The organism is Spirosoma koreense (genome assembly GCF_054777875.1).
On record NZ_BAAHAC010000022.1, the window covers coordinates 1991879 to 2007041 of the forward strand.

At 53.4% G+C, this 15163-nt stretch carries 15 protein-coding genes; 5 read left to right on the forward strand and 10 right to left on the reverse strand.

Annotated features, from left to right (window positions below; translation table 11 throughout):
* The 3 genes from ACYVC2_RS21700 to ACYVC2_RS21710 all read right to left on the reverse strand — a co-directional run bounded on the left by ACYVC2_RS21700 (nt 1) and on the right by ACYVC2_RS21710 (nt 4415).
* Nucleotides 1-1863, reverse strand: a complete 1863-nt coding sequence (locus ACYVC2_RS21700; RefSeq protein WP_461105652.1) for a purple acid phosphatase family protein — start codon at nt 1861-1863, stop codon at nt 1-3.
* A 263-nt stretch (nt 1864-2126) separates the two neighbouring features.
* Nucleotides 2127-2915 carry a queuosine precursor transporter gene (locus ACYVC2_RS21705; RefSeq protein ID WP_461107208.1) on the reverse strand — a complete coding sequence of 263 codons (789 nt, stop codon included), beginning with the start codon at nt 2913-2915 and terminating at the stop codon, nt 2127-2129.
* A gap of 60 nt (nt 2916-2975) precedes the next feature.
* Entirely contained in the window at nt 2976-4415 is a 1440-nt protein-coding gene (locus tag ACYVC2_RS21710; protein ID WP_461105654.1) for a hypothetical protein, read from the reverse strand.
* 215 nt (nt 4416-4630) lie between these two features.
* Between ACYVC2_RS21710 and rbfA the strand changes: the two genes are divergently transcribed.
* Together rbfA and ACYVC2_RS21720 are read left to right on the forward strand one after the other, a co-directional pair.
* Complete coding sequence (rbfA, locus tag ACYVC2_RS21715) at nt 4631-5008, forward strand: 30S ribosome-binding factor RbfA (protein ID WP_461105656.1); 378 nt, start codon at nt 4631-4633, stop codon at nt 5006-5008.
* Nucleotides 5009-5152: 144 nt separating this feature from the next.
* Complete coding sequence (locus tag ACYVC2_RS21720) at nt 5153-6361, forward strand: ABC transporter permease (RefSeq protein WP_461105658.1); 1209 nt, start codon at nt 5153-5155, stop codon at nt 6359-6361.
* 34 nt (nt 6362-6395) lie between these two features.
* Here ACYVC2_RS21720 and ACYVC2_RS21725 read toward each other — a convergent pair whose 3' ends face one another.
* The 6 genes from ACYVC2_RS21725 to ACYVC2_RS21750 form a co-directional block, all read right to left on the reverse strand.
* On the reverse strand, nt 6396-7487 hold the full coding sequence (locus ACYVC2_RS21725) for a mevalonate kinase family protein (RefSeq protein ID WP_461105660.1): 1092 nt from the start codon (nt 7485-7487) through the stop codon (nt 6396-6398).
* On the reverse strand, nt 7484-7711 hold the full coding sequence (locus tag ACYVC2_RS21730; protein WP_461105662.1) for a type II toxin-antitoxin system MqsA family antitoxin: 228 nt from the start codon (nt 7709-7711) through the stop codon (nt 7484-7486). The genes ACYVC2_RS21725 and ACYVC2_RS21730 overlap by 4 nt, the downstream gene beginning before the upstream one ends.
* An 80-nt stretch (nt 7712-7791) precedes the next feature.
* Complete coding sequence (locus tag ACYVC2_RS21735; protein ID WP_461105664.1) at nt 7792-8025, reverse strand: DUF4258 domain-containing protein; 234 nt, start codon at nt 8023-8025, stop codon at nt 7792-7794.
* Nucleotides 8025-9254, reverse strand: coding sequence for a sugar MFS transporter (locus tag ACYVC2_RS21740; RefSeq protein ID WP_461105667.1), 1230 nt, complete (start codon nt 9252-9254; stop codon nt 8025-8027). Before ACYVC2_RS21740 ends, ACYVC2_RS21735 begins: the two co-directional genes overlap by 1 nt.
* Before the next feature lie 113 nt (nt 9255-9367).
* The gene (locus ACYVC2_RS21745; protein ID WP_461105669.1) at nt 9368-10744 is read right to left on the reverse strand and encodes a Gfo/Idh/MocA family protein; all 1377 of its coding nucleotides are present in this window, start codon (nt 10742-10744) and stop codon (nt 9368-9370) included.
* An 82-nt stretch (nt 10745-10826) separates the two neighbouring features.
* On the reverse strand, nt 10827-11912 hold the full coding sequence (locus ACYVC2_RS21750) for an MBL fold metallo-hydrolase (RefSeq protein WP_461105671.1): 1086 nt from the start codon (nt 11910-11912) through the stop codon (nt 10827-10829).
* 287 nt (nt 11913-12199) lie between these two features.
* On the opposite strand from ACYVC2_RS21750, the gene ACYVC2_RS21755 reads away from it, so the two are divergent.
* The 3 genes from ACYVC2_RS21755 (at nt 12200) to ACYVC2_RS21765 (ending at nt 14168) form a co-directional block, all read left to right on the forward strand.
* Entirely contained in the window at nt 12200-12631 is a 432-nt protein-coding gene (locus ACYVC2_RS21755) for a 6-pyruvoyl trahydropterin synthase family protein (RefSeq protein ID WP_461105673.1), read from the forward strand.
* Nucleotides 12594-13373 carry a GTP cyclohydrolase I FolE gene (gene folE / locus ACYVC2_RS21760; protein ID WP_461105675.1) on the forward strand — a complete coding sequence of 260 codons (780 nt, stop codon included), beginning with the start codon at nt 12594-12596 and terminating at the stop codon, nt 13371-13373. Before ACYVC2_RS21755 ends, folE begins: the two co-directional genes overlap by 38 nt.
* Before the next feature lie 93 nt (nt 13374-13466).
* Nucleotides 13467-14168: an SDR family NAD(P)-dependent oxidoreductase gene (locus ACYVC2_RS21765; RefSeq protein ID WP_461105677.1), complete on the forward strand. Its 702-nt coding sequence runs from the start codon at nt 13467-13469 to the stop codon at nt 14166-14168.
* A 54-nt stretch (nt 14169-14222) separates the two neighbouring features.
* Here ACYVC2_RS21765 and ACYVC2_RS21770 read toward each other — a convergent pair whose 3' ends face one another.
* Nucleotides 14223-15152: a sugar phosphate isomerase/epimerase family protein gene (locus tag ACYVC2_RS21770; protein ID WP_461105679.1), complete on the reverse strand. Its 930-nt coding sequence runs from the start codon at nt 15150-15152 to the stop codon at nt 14223-14225.
* Nucleotides 15153-15163: the final 11 nt, after the last annotated feature.

The following is a 15163-nucleotide window of genomic DNA, read 5'->3' on the forward strand; positions in this document are numbered from 1 at the left end:
CTACTGAGCGAGTTTAAGTTGGGCATCCGTTCCGTAGCGCAGCGTAATGCCAGGGTCATAAATAAGGCGAAACGCATTGGCTACGAAGCTGGCCGGAATCATTACGCCGTGCTTCAACTGGAGAATATCGGTGCTGTTGGGAACCCGGTTGCCCGACCAGACCGCCGGATCGTTCCAGTTGCCCACCTTAACCGTGCTCATGCCATTGACGTAAGTCAGTTTGTAGGAATCCTGCAGGCAGTTTTTACTATCGTGTACGACGTAGGTAGCTGTGGTGCCCGCTGTGCCGCTCACAACCACCGAACGCGACGTGGTAGAAAAAGCAGCATCGCTGGCATTGCTCCACTGATAATCGCTCAGAAACGAAGCCGTCAGGGTGACCGACTGTCCGGCTGAAACAAGTTGCGACTGGACCCGGTTCACATCTTTCATGATCGTCCACTGATCGCTGATCACATAGGGCGTAGAGGTGCCTTGTTGAATAAACCGGGCATCCAGCCGATTGTCTTCGATCTCGAAATACAACGACCCTCCTTTGTCGCGGATGTCGGATAGCATGACCGGATGCTGACTCAGGCTAGTCGAGCCCAGCGCCCCGGATGAGCCGGAGACAACATAAACGGTACCCTGCTTCTTTTTCCCGGACGTGTTTTTGTACGGGCAGGAGTTCGTCGAGCCGTCGTATCGCCCCGAACCGGTGTCATCCGAAAAGCGATAGGCAGTTGGGTTCGCGACAAAATCGCTCATAAACCCATACTGATCATGCAACGGGTACGACCGCTCGTAGGCATGGCTGTGGCCCGATACGACCATATCGACACCGAACCGCTCCAGAATCGGAATGACAGACTGGCGGATACCAATCAGATCGCCTTCATTCTCGGAGTTATGACTGCCGCGGGTATACGGCGGGAAATGCATGTAAACGATCGTCCATTTTTGGGTGGTAGCGGCCAAATCCTGCTTTAACCAGGTTATTTGCGGATGATTGACGGTATCGGCGAACAAGCGCATAGACGAGCCATTGACCGGGCGCTGACCGTATCCATCGAGCATCACGAAATGAACAGGGCCGTAATCGAAGGAATACCACTCGCGGGTGCCCGAAGCTACGCCACCCGCTTCGGCCCGGGTCGGTAAACTAAAAATCGAGAAATACGGAATGTTGTGGTTAGCCGCCAGGGTTCCGTTGTTGTTGTAATCATGATTGCCCGGAACCGCAAAGATCATGGCGTTCTTCATCAGGTTCGTCTGGTAGGGCATGAAGAAATTGGCCTGATACATCGGGTCGTCGCCATCATAGGAATTGTCCCCGACGAGCAGCCAGAGGTCCGTCGGATTAGTACCCCGGTAGGTCAGAAACGCGTCGCGGACGCTTGTTTGGTTGTTGCCGGGATTCTGCCCGCAATCGCCGAAGGAAACAATCCGGATTTTTCGTTTGGTGTCGGTGGGTGGTGCCGTCAGAAAATAGTTGTCCGGCCCCTGCTGAAGCACTTGCGTAGTCGTACCGATGCTGTAGAAATAGCGACTGTCGAGGGTCAGGCCAGTTACCATCAGCTCGTGCTCGGTAGTAGCCGCTGTCTCGCTGACGGCGCTGGATAAACTTCCCGCCGACAGCCCATAGCTCACCTGGCCAAGACAGGCTACGTCGGTTCGCCAGCGAATGGTGGCGCTGGTCTGCGTTCCCATCTGTAAATACGGCCCGCGAATGAGTGCTGGATCGGCTTGCAGACGTGTACCTCTGGCTTGATCGGGCGAAAGGGTGTCTAATCGGATTGGTGGATGAATAGGCAGGGCAGTCGTTCGGGCTATGGCCGAAAAGTGGAACAACCACAGTATTCCGGCAGAAAAAAGCGTTCTCATGCGTTACGGTCGATGATTCGATAAGCGACGGAACGTGCAGGTGCCCGGATTCGCTTGGGCAGAAAGTAAGCAATGGTGCCAATTTCTACCCTAAACGAATCTATAGGGATTAATCAACTATACTTAGATCGGGAGTAGTAAAAAATACTTAATTTATTTTTTGGTATGCGGTTTGTTATTAGTAATAGTCATGTGTAAACTAATGGTTATAAAAGACCAGGTTAAGTATACGGAAATAAACCTGGTTCCTCAGGTGTAACCGGTTACATAAATGAGCTCATGGCCGATTCATTGGCCAGATTCTCGGCATGCTCTCTTCCCAGATACCGATCGATGAAATAATGGGCTACGTAAAGCAGAGGTGTCAGGACAATGGCAGAAGTCGCTTTGTAGATGTAGTTGATAATGCCCACCGCCAGCACCTGCGTCAGCGACCAGTTGCCGAAGACATAAAAGGCAATGCCCAGCACCACAAAGCTGTCGACCAGTTGCGACACCAGCGTCGATCCCGTGGCCCGGAGCCATATTTTTCGGCTACCCGTAATTTTTCGGAGCGAGTGGAAAACGTACACGTCCAGAATCTGCCCGATCAGAAACGCCGTCAGCGAGCCAATGATGATGCCAAGCCCCTGCCGAAAAATCATCTGGAAGGCATTGTTGATGTTTATGGCGTTCCCGGCTGCGTCTTTCGCGTTGACGTCGAGCCAGAACTGGGCCGGGGGCAGCGTCGTTACGGCGTAGATAATCAGGAAGCTATACCCGACAAAGCCAGCGGTCAGAAATGAAATGCGCCGGACGCCCGCTTTCCCGAAATACTCGTTGATGATGTCGGAGGTGATGAACACAAACGGCCAGATCACAGCGCCTGCGGTCAGGTTGAAGTCCAGGATGAAATCACCGAACAGATGAATCTGTGCGGGTTTGGTACCGAGCAGCGCTTCGGCAGAAAAGATTTTTACGCCAATGATTTCAGCAATCAGCGCATTGGTCAGAAAGACGGCGCTCAGGAAGATGTATAGATTCGTTCGTTTGTTTGTAAAGGAAACAGCCATGTCGGTAATCGTGGGTTGATCGTGAACCGCCCGGGCGGTCGAGCGTAGCAAGTTACATTACTAACGACTGCTGACGATGGGGCGATCACTGATTTTTCGCTTATAAACGTCCGAAACCGTCGTTTTTTCGTACTGAGCGGCTAAGGCCGGGATGCGCTGAAACAATTTCTGGACGACATTTTCGTGATCGACGATGTAATCGGGCGGGTCTTTCTGAAACCGATCGAACACGTGAATCACTGAATCGTAATTATCCAGGTTTTTGAGGTCATACTTAGCCAGGTCCCAGTTCAGATAAGGAGTGGCCAGTCGGTTCTGCCGGTAGCCGCTCAGGTCTTCTCCAATAATCAGCACCCGTTGGTCGCGGATGTCGGCGGGCAGCGGAGACGTGCGCACCTGCAGGCTACTCAGCCGACCCAGTTCCGCACCCGGAATCAGGCCCAGCGCGCCCTGGTAAAAGAGCAGCAGCATCAGAACAAAGGCGATGGTGAAGCTGGTTTCGGCAATCCAGGCTTTTCGGATATTCTCGAAATAGAAATAGGTGAAGTAGGCCATCGGCGGAACAAAGCTCAGGAACGCCATCGGGGCCAGAAACGGCATCAGCGCAATGGTCAGAACGGCCGTTACGAACCAGATCATCATAATCTGCTGAATGCGTTGCTGGTAGTTGACGTAGCCGCCCGTGCGGTTGAACAGACTCAGGAACCCCAGAATGCCCAGACCGAGCGGAATCAACAACGACGCAAACAGCGACTGAAAATCGGAAAGCGAATACTGCCGAACCCGAAACACCGAAGCCAGCAGATTGCGGTTGAAATCGTCCAGCCCATCGAACAGGTAGTAGAACATGACCGTGGCCGCAATCGGAAACAGAAACCCGAACATCGACAGAGAATACTGCCGGAACGTAGCGCCCGTGTAAAAGAGCAGCGACAGCGTCGCCCAGACGATGAACAACGCCGACGGCAGATAAAACAAAGCCGCAATGCCAATGTAAAAACCAACCTCGAACACCTCGTCGGTGGCACCTCGCCGATCCATCTGCCGGATCAGGGTGCCGAAAGCCAGCAGCAGCCAACTGGTCGACATCAGCACGGGCGACAGCGTCAGGCAGTCGTACGAGAGGTGCATGAACAGCATGTACAGCAGTCCCGGCCAGAACGAGCGGTCGGGGTAGATATCCCGGTTGTTGGTCAGGTAATTGAAATAAACGATCTGAAATACCGACACCAGCGTGGCGGCCCCGTGCAGTGCGATCGGCGATCGACCGAACACACTGTCGATGCCCCAGTAAACCAGGCCCGACAGCGGACTGACGCTGTCCCAGATGTCGCGGTAGAGCAGGTAGCCCTGGCTCATCTGTTCGCCTACAACCATCCAGTTCAGCTCCGGAATTAGCAGCGGAAACGGATGCAGTAGCAACGGTACGCGGATGAGAATCAGCAACCCCAGCAGACCGACATATTGGTAAGGAAAATATGATTGGAAAAAGCGCAGCAAAATCAGTAATTAGTTAATAGTCGATAGTTGTCAGTCGTCTTAACTTCCGCAAGCTGGTGACCGGCGCTTATCGACGAATGGCTATTCAGGGTAAAATTACGGGCAATTTCGGCAGAACGGAAAAATGGGTGGATATTTGCAGGATAAGTAATGGAGCAGACGCTGAAACTATTCAGACGGTCAACCGTTCAACTAAGTACCCAAGTATTGATCGTATGGAATCGAAACGACAACAGAAAGTTGCCCGGCAGTTGCAGAAAGATCTGAGCGAAATTTTTCAGCGCGACGTGCCGCATTTGTTTAACAGCGCGTTTATCACCGTAACCAACGTCCGTGTTTCACCCGATCTGAGTTTGGCGCGGGTGTATCTGAGCTTTCTGGCCACCAAGAATAAAGAGTTATTGCTGGAAACGATCCGGGAAAAAAGTAAAGTGCTCCGGCAGCACCTCGGCGACCGGGTGCGGCACCAGCTCCGCATTGTGCCGGAACTGAGTTTTTACATGGATGATACGGCCGAATACGCCGATAAAATGGATAAACTCTTCGCCGGACTCGACATCCCACCCGCCCCGGCTGAGGACGAAGACGAATAGTCATGCTTTGTCATTTATGGTCATTGGTGGTCAGTAATTGTCATGTACGGTCATACATCGTCATTCATTGTGTAGTGTACTCGCCAATAATGACTATTGAATGATCACAAATGACAATTACTGACCACCAATGACTCTTACCCAATGAACCTACCAGCCTGGATTGCGCGTCGGTATTTCTTCTCCCGTAAAAAACGGAGTTTCATCAGTTGGCTATCCATTCTGTCGATGCTGGGCGTTGGTGTCGGCACGATGGCGCTGATCGTGGTGCTGTCGGTGTTCAACGGCATGGAAGAACTGAATCGGCAGATTTTCAAAACCTTCGAGGCCGATATGACCGTATCGCCGAAGACCGGCAAACGATTTCTGGCTCCTTCGGCCTTATTGACCCGCCTGCAACAAACGCCGGGCGTGCATCTGTTGACACCCGTAGCTCAGGATAACGCCCTGGCGCGCTACGCAAATGCGCAGACGGTGGTGAAACTCAAAGGAGTAGATGACAACTACCTGCAGCGGCAGCAACTCGACTCCGCGTTGCTGGAGGGCAAGTTATTATTACGACGTGATGGCGTCAATTACGCGATCATTGCCGAAGGCATCCGGAATGATCTGAGTGTGTCGGCAGTCGATATCCTGACGCCCCTCGAAATCATGTATCCCCGGAGCGACCAGACATTCAGCGTCCTGAATCCCGATGCTTTCAGTCGGGCACGGCTGACGGTAGGTGGCGTATTTTTTATCGAGTCGCGGTATGATAATTATGTACTGGCTCCGCTGGCCGTGGCCCGAGAACTGTTTGGGTATAAGCCCGATGAAGTGACGAGTCTGGAAATTCAGCTTCAGCCAGGCACGAACGAAAACACGGTAAAAAAGGCGCTGCAGGCGGTAGCGGGAGAAAATCTAGTCGTACAAAGCCGCGACGATCTGAACGTTGACCTGTACCGGGCGATCTATGTGGAAAAATTACTGGTGGCGGTTACGCTCGCTTTTATCATCCTGGCCGCTTCCATCAATATTTTCTTTACGTTATCGATGCTGGTCATCGAGAAGAAAGCCGACATCCGGATTCTGTTCGCCCTGGGAGCCACCAAGGGCATGGTGCGCCGGATTTTCCTGACCGAAGGTACGCTGATCGCCCTGATCGGAGCCTTCACGGGCCTGGTACTGGGCGTAGGGTTATGTATTGCCCAGCAGCGATACGGCTTCATCGGCATGGGTATGGTCAGCTCCATCATCGATGCCTACCCGGTTCGGCTGCAGGCAGGCGATATTATGCTGACGGTCGGGCTGGTCGTATTGATTACCGTACTGACCTCCTGGCTACCCGCCCAGCGAGCCGCTAACACGCAATAGGTATCGGGTTAGTATGCCAGCCCGGCCGCGATACCTATTCTTCGGTTGTTCCCCGATCGACGGAGATGACGTATGCTTTCCCGCCTTCGCGTTCGATGGCTTCGGCAACCCGCTCGGGATCGTTGGGAGCATAGGCGAACATGCAGCCGCCCCCGCCCGAACCGTTGATCTTTCCGCCCAGCGCTCCGGCGCTTAACGCGGCAGCGAGCATCCGGTCAATTTTGGGCGTACTGATGCGCTGGGCTTCGCGGAGGTTCGTCTGGTGGTCGTTGAGGAGCTGGCCGAAGCGCTGATGATCCAGAACCGGAGCCTGCAACACGGTCAGGGCTTCGCGCAGAATGTCGCGGTTGGCGAGGTTCCCTTTCAGCAGAATGTACTGGTCTTTGGTCAGTATGTCTTTGAATTCAGCGGCTTCGGTAATCGCCGAATGATGAAGCGAAAAAGCAGGATTGACCTGTTTCAACTGATCGATAATCGCCAGCATCCCCACCTTGACCCGCTTCAAAATCCCAATGGTGTCTTTGGGTTCCTGCGAATCGCCCAGCACAAACGTCCCCAGTTCCGGATGCAGTTTGGTCAAGGCTATTGCGGGAGTCGATTCCAGGTAAATGACGTCCCCAACGGCGGTCGAGTAATGATCCATCATGCCCCCCGGTTCCCCAAATTCCAATACTTCGGCGATGTAGGCCAGTTCGGCCAGGCGTTCAGGCGAAAGCTGGCGCGGCTGGTCGGCCAGTTGCGTGAGCACATTGAGCCAGGTAACGAGCAGCGCCGACGAGCTGGACGTGCCGGAGTTGATGGGGATATTTCCCCGGACTTCGCCCTCGATCCCCCGCGAAAACATAAAGCCTTCCCGCAGCAGCACATTCACTGCCGACCGGAAGTAATCGCGGATCTCAGGGTAGGGCAGGGGCGACCCGACGAACGGAATATTGACAGCACTGCCAATATCCGGCAAATTCAGTCGAAAGCCCTGTTGTTCCGACGAATGGGCCGATACGCGGATTCGGCGTGAAATGGCTGCGGCAATAACCGGTAGACCGAGGTAATCCTGATGTTCGCCAAAGAGGCAGATTCGTCCGGGAGTTGAAACGACTACGGAAGATGGGTTCGTTACGGAAGTCAAAGCGATAATACTTCTAATTGATGTTTTTTCTGGCGCGCTTCTATAACAATTTCTTCTAATTGTTGCGCAGTTTTATTATCAATCCATTCCTCTCCACACTGGTGGCAGATGGTGGCAGGGACATGACGAACGACTACCAGGCCATCGCCCAAATCAACGCTGTATGTGGTGTACCCTGCTTCTTTATGACCACCACACATAGGGCAAACGGCTGATGTGATCATTGCTTTCTCGTCTTAAAATCTGGTTCAAATACGTCGGGTGATGGCTCGTAAACCGTTATGATATAGACAATTGTCTGTGCTTAATCGTACGAGGCAACCACATGTAAAGGTTGACTGTTCACCCATCCAAACAGCAATACACTCGGAAAAGGTCGATCGTCATTATAGTACCGGATAATCTCACCTGAATAGACGATCTGCAAAGCGTCTTTTTGACGAATATTTCGCTCGGCCAAGCGTTGAAGTACATGCTTTCGCCAGACAATAGCTCCTTTGTCAATAGCCTGCTGCAACAGAGCAAGATCGACCGGCATTACCAGCTTTGTTTTTTATGACCCACAGTGGCGTAGTAAAAGATATACCCGAACAGGGGCAACAGCAGGGCATACGCTATCTTGGGACTAAAGGCATCCGTCAGGTATCCGTGCAGCAAGGGCAGTAGTGCCCCGCCCGAAATACCCATGATGAGCAGGGCCGAGCCAATCTTGGTGAACGGCCCCAGCCGGTTCAGCGCCAGTGGCCAGATTGCGGGCCACATAGGCGAAATGGCGAAACCCAGCAGGGCGATGCACAAAATAGACGCAAAGCCGCTGGTCACTAACGCACCAACCGTCAGAATCAGGGACAGAATGGTTCCGAATCGTAGGGCTGTTTGCTGACTGATTACCCGTGGAATCAGGAGAATACCGAGAAGGTAACCGGCCAGCAAGCCGTATAGCGTGTAGGTGGTAAAGTATTTGGCTTCGTCGTTGCTGAACCCGATAGCCTGCCCGTAACTGATGATCAGATCGCCCGTGATGACTTCGGCCCCTACGTAGCAAAAAATAGCGGCTACCCCCAGCACCAGGTTCGGAAATTGCCCGACGCTGGTTCGCTCGTTCCGAGCCAGCGCATCCGTTGGTACATCGTCCTGTTCCTCCGAAACTTCGGGTAAGGTTGAAAAGCGAATCAGGATGGCCAGCACGACCAGAACGGCCGTTAAGATTAGATAAGGGGTAACCACTTTTTCCAGGCTGGCAGCACCGGAGACTGCACCAGCCCCCGCCAAAAATAAATTACCGAAAATCAACTGGCTGATAATCCCTGCCAGCTTGTTGGCGATGCCCATGAAACTGATCCGCTGAGCCGCGGACTCGCGCGGCCCCAGAATGGTTACGTACGGATTCGAGGCCGTTTGCAGAACCGTCAGTCCAATACCGATGATGAATAAGCCAACCAGAAACAACGGGTAGGAAACCGAGCGGGCCGCCGGCACGAAAATCAGGGTACCCACGGCCATGGCAACCAGTCCCAGCGACATGCCATTCTTGAAGCCCGTTCGTTTCAGAACGGCCGACGACGGAATGGCCATGAGCGTGTAGGAAATAAAGAAAGCAAAGGCTACCAGTGTAGACTCGAAGGAGGTCAGGCTGAACGCCTGTTTGAAGAAAGCAATCAGGACACTGTTTACCCAGGTAACGAAGCCGAAAATAAAGAAAAGGGCTCCGATGATCAGCAGCGGACCGAGGTAATTCTGGACTTTGGTAGGCGCAGTAGGGGTCATTCGTCAATGAATAAGGGATAATGAAAAGGCGCAACAGAGGAAATCCAAATAATTGGAACTGCCAAAGTACGTTTTTCCCGGCTCATTATCCATTATTCATTGTACATTATTCATCAATACACGTCCGTGAGGCCAAAAATCGGTTTGTTGGTCTTCCACTTGCCACGGGTGAAATCCGGGATGTCGACGGCTTTGCTGCCCTTGGCAATGCTCTCTTCCGACAGGGGGCTGATGGCGCTCCAGGCAGCCGCGTCGTAGACATCGATCGGCGGAGCGGTTTTGGCTTTGACCGACTCGATAAAGGCCCGAAGCACAAAGAAATCGATACCCCCGTGTCCGGCGTTTTCGGCGGTCTGTGCATGACGCTTCCAGAGCGGATGGTCGTATTTTTCCTGGTACGCAGCGAACGGCTCCCAGTTGTGGGGTTTGGGGCTGGTGCCTTCCAGATAGATCATGTCGTTGTCGTCCATCCAGATGCCCTGCGTGCCCTGCGCCCGGAATCCGAGTGAGTAGGGGCGGGGTGAGTTGGTATCGTGAATGATCACGATGTTTTCGCCATTCGCGCATTCGAGCATGGTCGTCACCACGTCGCCGAGCTTAAAATTGACTTTGGCATTCGGGTGGTTTTCGCCCCCTTTGTCGACGATGTATTTGTGCAGTCCCCGGCTTTTGGTGGCCATCGACGTCAGGCGGACAAACTGATTGCCGCGGTTGATGTTGAGCCAGTGCGCAACCGGACCGAGACCGTGCGTCGGGTACAGATCGCCGTTTCGGTCGACTGAATGCTGGGTACGCCAGTGCGCTTCTGAATATCCTTTGGCGCCGAACTCGGCCCCTACGCCACCGATGGACTTCCCATCGTTGAATTTGATATTGCGCAGGTCGTGCTGGTAGCCGCAGTGTGCATAAAGCATTTCTCCGAACATACCCTGGCGGATCATGTTCAGCACTGCCAGTACGTCGCGCCGGTAACAGACATTCTCCAGGATCATACAGGGCGAGCCGGTTTTCTCGAACGCATTGACCAGGTCCCAGGATTCCTTCAGGGTTACCGTAGCCGACACTTCGACCCCGGCGTATTTACCTGCTTCCATTGTGGCCACAGCCATCGGTACGTGCCATTCCCAGGGCGTGGCAATCACTACCCCGTCGATGTCGTCGCGCTTGACCATTTGCCGGAAGGCTTCATCGCCCTTGCCATATACCGTTGGTGCTTTTTTGCCTGCCTTGGCGATCATCGCGTTGGTGCGGTTGATGGCATCCGGATCGGGATCGCAAATTGCCGTTATCTCCACATCATCCCGGAAAAGCGCCTGACTGACGTGACTACGCCCACGGGCACCGACCCCAATAAAGGCAAGCCGTACTTTGGACTCAGCCGGTTTGGCCTGGGTGAGAATGGTCGGAAAAATAGACGTCGTTGCCACAGAGGAGGCAGCCCCGGTGATGGCCGCTGTTCGGATGAACTCCCGTCGGGTAGGCTTTTGCATGATTGGCGAAGAATACGAATGGAACGGTTTATTGACCAAAGAACGCTATTTCAGGATAAAAATCATAGCCTTTGGACCGTTATCAGAAATTCCACCAGACCGTCTTTGGATAGGATGCGGTAACTACCACCGGCTCGCCAATTCTGGGGGTCGTCACATCCTGATGCGTCTGCTCGACCGTTTTCATCAGCCGCCGGATCGGCTCGTTCCAGGAGTGGTTAGACAGCGAAAACTTGGCCCAGTGAACCGGTAAAATCGTTTTTGCCCGCAGGTCGGTGGCCGCTTTGGCCACTTCTTCCGGAAACATGTGAATGTTAGGCCAGTCGCGGCCATACTGACCACACTCGAGAATGGCCAGGTCGAACGGGCCGTATTTAGCCCCGATCTCCTGAAAATGAGTACCATAGCCGGAGTCGCCCCCCAGGTAAAGCGAATAGCCGTGCAGTTTGAGCGCATAAGCCGTCCACAGGGTTTTTCCGCGCGTAAAGGTGCGGCCCGAAAAGTGGCGAGCCGGCACGGCGGTCAGCTGAATGTCGGGGGCTACCTGCTGGCTTTCCCACCAGTCGAACTCCACGATCCGGTCGGCCGGAACGCCCCAGCGTTCGAGGTGAGCACCGACGCCCAGCGCCGTGTAAAATTTCTTAACCTTGGGAATGAGTTTGGTGATGGTCTGGTAATCAAGGTGGTCGAAGTGATCGTGCGACAGCACCAGCATGTCGATGGCGGGCATGTCATCCATGCTGTAGACGTCGGAGCCGGGGTAGGATTTCCCGAAAAACGATACCGGTGAAGCATAGCCGCTGAACACCGGGTCGACCAGCAGCGTAACGCCTTGAGATTTGATCAGGTACGACGAATGCCCGAACCAGACAACCGTAGGTTTTTCGTCGGAAAGTGCTTTCAAATCGGTTCGTACCGATGGGATGGGTTTGGGCGGGACGTTGTCTTTGGGTTTGTTGAAAAAATCCATCAGCATATCCCGGTAAGAAGCATCCTGTCGCATGACGCCCGTCGGTTCCAGGTTCTGGAATGCACCGTCGCGGTAGTTTGGAGAGTGTTTGATTCGATCGAGTCGGGCGTCGGCCGGGTCGCGACCGAACGGACTTTGTAAGGTAAAAATGTAGCCGGCAGCGGCTAAGCCAATCAGAATAAGCAGAGTAAGAAGCATGGTGGTACGCAAACGTTTCATGGGGGCACAACGACCCCTGGTAAGTACCGGTTCCCCAGCCTGGTTCGGAATGGACAGGTGGGAACAATACCGGATAAGTGGATGTTATACCCCCGAATCCGGCACACTGGCTTTTATACTAAATGAACCAAAGTCGCTGAGCCCGGTTTATCAGCCATCAATTGCATTCGAAAGAGCGTTCTGGCTACACGCTCTGCTGTCTGCCTGTGTTGTACACAACCTTTGTAACGACAGGTTGATTGGAAATTTTTTCGATTCATTCACGTATGGATACTACCCGGGCCGAGGCTCCACGGGTTGCGGTGTTCCGGAAGGAACACTTTAACGCGGCACACCGTCTGAATAACCCTAACTGGTCAGACGAGAAAAATACCCGTGTGTATGGCAAATGCAACAACCCGCATTTTCATGGCCATAACTACGACCTGATTGTGCAGGTAACGGGACCGATCGATCCGGAAACGGGTTATGTCATCGATATGAAGCAACTCGGCGACCTCATCAAAGAGCACGTTACGGATCGCTTCGATCACAAAAATCTCAACCTCGATACTGAAGAGTTTGCCGACCTGAATCCGTCGGCCGAGAACATTGCTATCGTCATCTACAACATTTTGCGTACTCAGCTAAGCGACAGCTTAGACCTTAAAATCAGACTGTATGAAACTGAACGGAACTTCGTCGAATATCCCGTCTAATGGCCAGACCACGAATGGGGTTTCACACCAGGGTGACTACAAAAATGGGCATGCCTTAGATTATTCGTACATGGATACCGATGAATTAGTAGATGAGATTGGTGATGCACACGGCACCAGCTCTATCGACACGCCGATGCGACCGGATGCGTTTGCGCTGGACGATGACCTGAAAATTGACCTCATCGAAGAGCATTTTCGGGAAATCATGAACATCCTGGGCCTCGACCTGACTGACGACAGCCTGAAAGGATCGCCCCGTCGGGTGGCGAAAATGTACGTGAAGGAGGTCTTCAGTGGCCTGAATCCGGCCAACAAACCTGAGCCAACCCTGTTCGACAATAAGTTTCGGTACAACGAAATGCTGGTCGAAAAAGACATTACCGTTCAGACCTACTGTGAACACCACTTTGTGCCGATCCTCGGTAAGGCGCACGTGGCCTATATTTCGAGTGGTAAGGTAATCGGCCTGTCGAAGCTGAACCGGATCGTCGAGTATTTCTGCAAGCGGCCGCAGGTGCAGGAGCGGCTGACGGTGCAGATAGCCGATGAGCTGAAGCGGGTGCTGGAAACCGAGGATGTGGCCGTCGTTATTGATGCCAAACACCTGTGCGTGTCGACGCGGGGCGTCCGCGACCTGAATAGCTCAACCATTACCTCGTCGTATAGTGGCAAATTTGAAGAAGAAACTACTCGTCAGGAATTTTTACGCTACGTTGGCCAACCCAGCGTAACCATATAAGCGAACAAAAAGTTGTCGGGTCAGTATCGTGTTGCGTTGGCGTAGGAGCGAACGACAATAGGGATACTGACCCGACAACTTTTTATTTCCGCTATGCAAGGCAAAACGATTCTAATTGTGGGGGCCAGCTCAGGCATCGGCTATGCGCTGGCTAAGCAACTGACCCAGCAGGGCGCAACGCTCGTCACCGCTGGCCGACGTGCGCCGGAAGGCATTCCCTCTACGCACATTTCCTGGGATGTACTGCAGACGACCGCGGCTGAAGCCCTTACGCAACTTCCCGACGTACTTCATGGGCTGGTCTACTGCCCCGGTAGCATCAATCTTAAACCGTTCCAGCGTCTGACAACCGACGAATACCGGGCTGATCTGGAAATCAACGTGCTGGGGGCCGTCTCGGCTCTCCATGCGGCTTATACGGCGCTGAAAGCGGCCAAAGGCAGCAGTGTCGTTCTATTCAGCACGGTAGCCGCCAAACTGGGTATGGGCCTTCATTCGTCGGTATCGGTGGCCAAGTCGGCGGTGGAAGGATTGACGAAGTCGCTGGCCGCTGAATTTGCCGTAAACGCCATTCGGGTCAATGCGCTGGCTCCTTCGCTGACAGATACGCCCCTGGCGAAAAATCTACTAAGTAGCGACGAAAAGCGGGAGTCGGCCAACAAGCGGCATCCGCTCAACCGGATCGGTACGCCCGACGATATTGCCGGTATGGCGGCTTATCTGCTGTCTGACCAGGCCAGCTGGATTACTGGCCAGGTCATCGGCGTCGATGGTGGAATGGGGGCCATAAAATAGCCTGGCTACATGTAGCCAGGCTATTTTATAGACAGTCAGTTCGTTGGAGACTTTTTAGACCATTGGACCGACGCGTTCGAGCAGGGCTTTCGATTTGCGGATTCCGTCGTACTCCTCCAGGCTATCGCCTTCGTACTCGATCCCGGCGATGCCTTTGAAACCGGTGTCTTTCACGATTTTCATCATGCGGTTGTAGTCGGTTTCAACGCAGTTGCCGCTGGCGTCGAAGTTGTAGAACTTCGTCGAAACGCCCCCTTTGGTATACGGCATCAACTCCTGAACGCCCACGTATTTGTCATATTCTTCCTGACAGGTATGGCCCTCTCCGCGCTTGATGCAGAAATTTCCGAAATCGGGTAGCGTACCCACGTTTTTCATGTTCACCTGCTTCATCACGCCCGACAGCCATTTGCCATTGGAGGAATAGCTGCCGTGGTTCTCAACGATGACGTTGATATTCATTGGTTTGGCAAATTCGCCCAACTTGCTTAGGCTCTCTATTGCCGACTTGGCAACCTCTTCGGCCGTTCCGTTACCGGCTGCGTTGACCCGGATGGTTTTGCACCCCAGGTACTTCGCACACTCCACCCATTTGTGGTGGTTCTCAATGGCTTTGGCCCGTTCGGCGGCATCCGTAGCCCCCAAGTTTCCTTCCCCATCGATCATGATCAGGTGGTTGGTAATGCCGTTGTCTTTGCAGCGCGTGAGCAGGTCGTTGAGGTAAGTTTTGTCCTGCGCTTTGTCTTTAAAGAACTGGTTGACGTACTCAACGATGCTGATATCGAACTCTTTACGGGCAATGCCGGGGAAATCTAAATTCGTGATCTTTTTGGCAAACAGCGCTTTGTGTAGCGACCATTCGGCCAGCGAAATATCGAACCACATTTTTTTCATAGGTGCTTCAGCAAAAGCGGATGGTAGCAGAGCCATACCCGCGAGCGAGCCAGCAGCCTGTTTCAAAAACGAACGACGATCGGAAGTCATATCGAGATAGG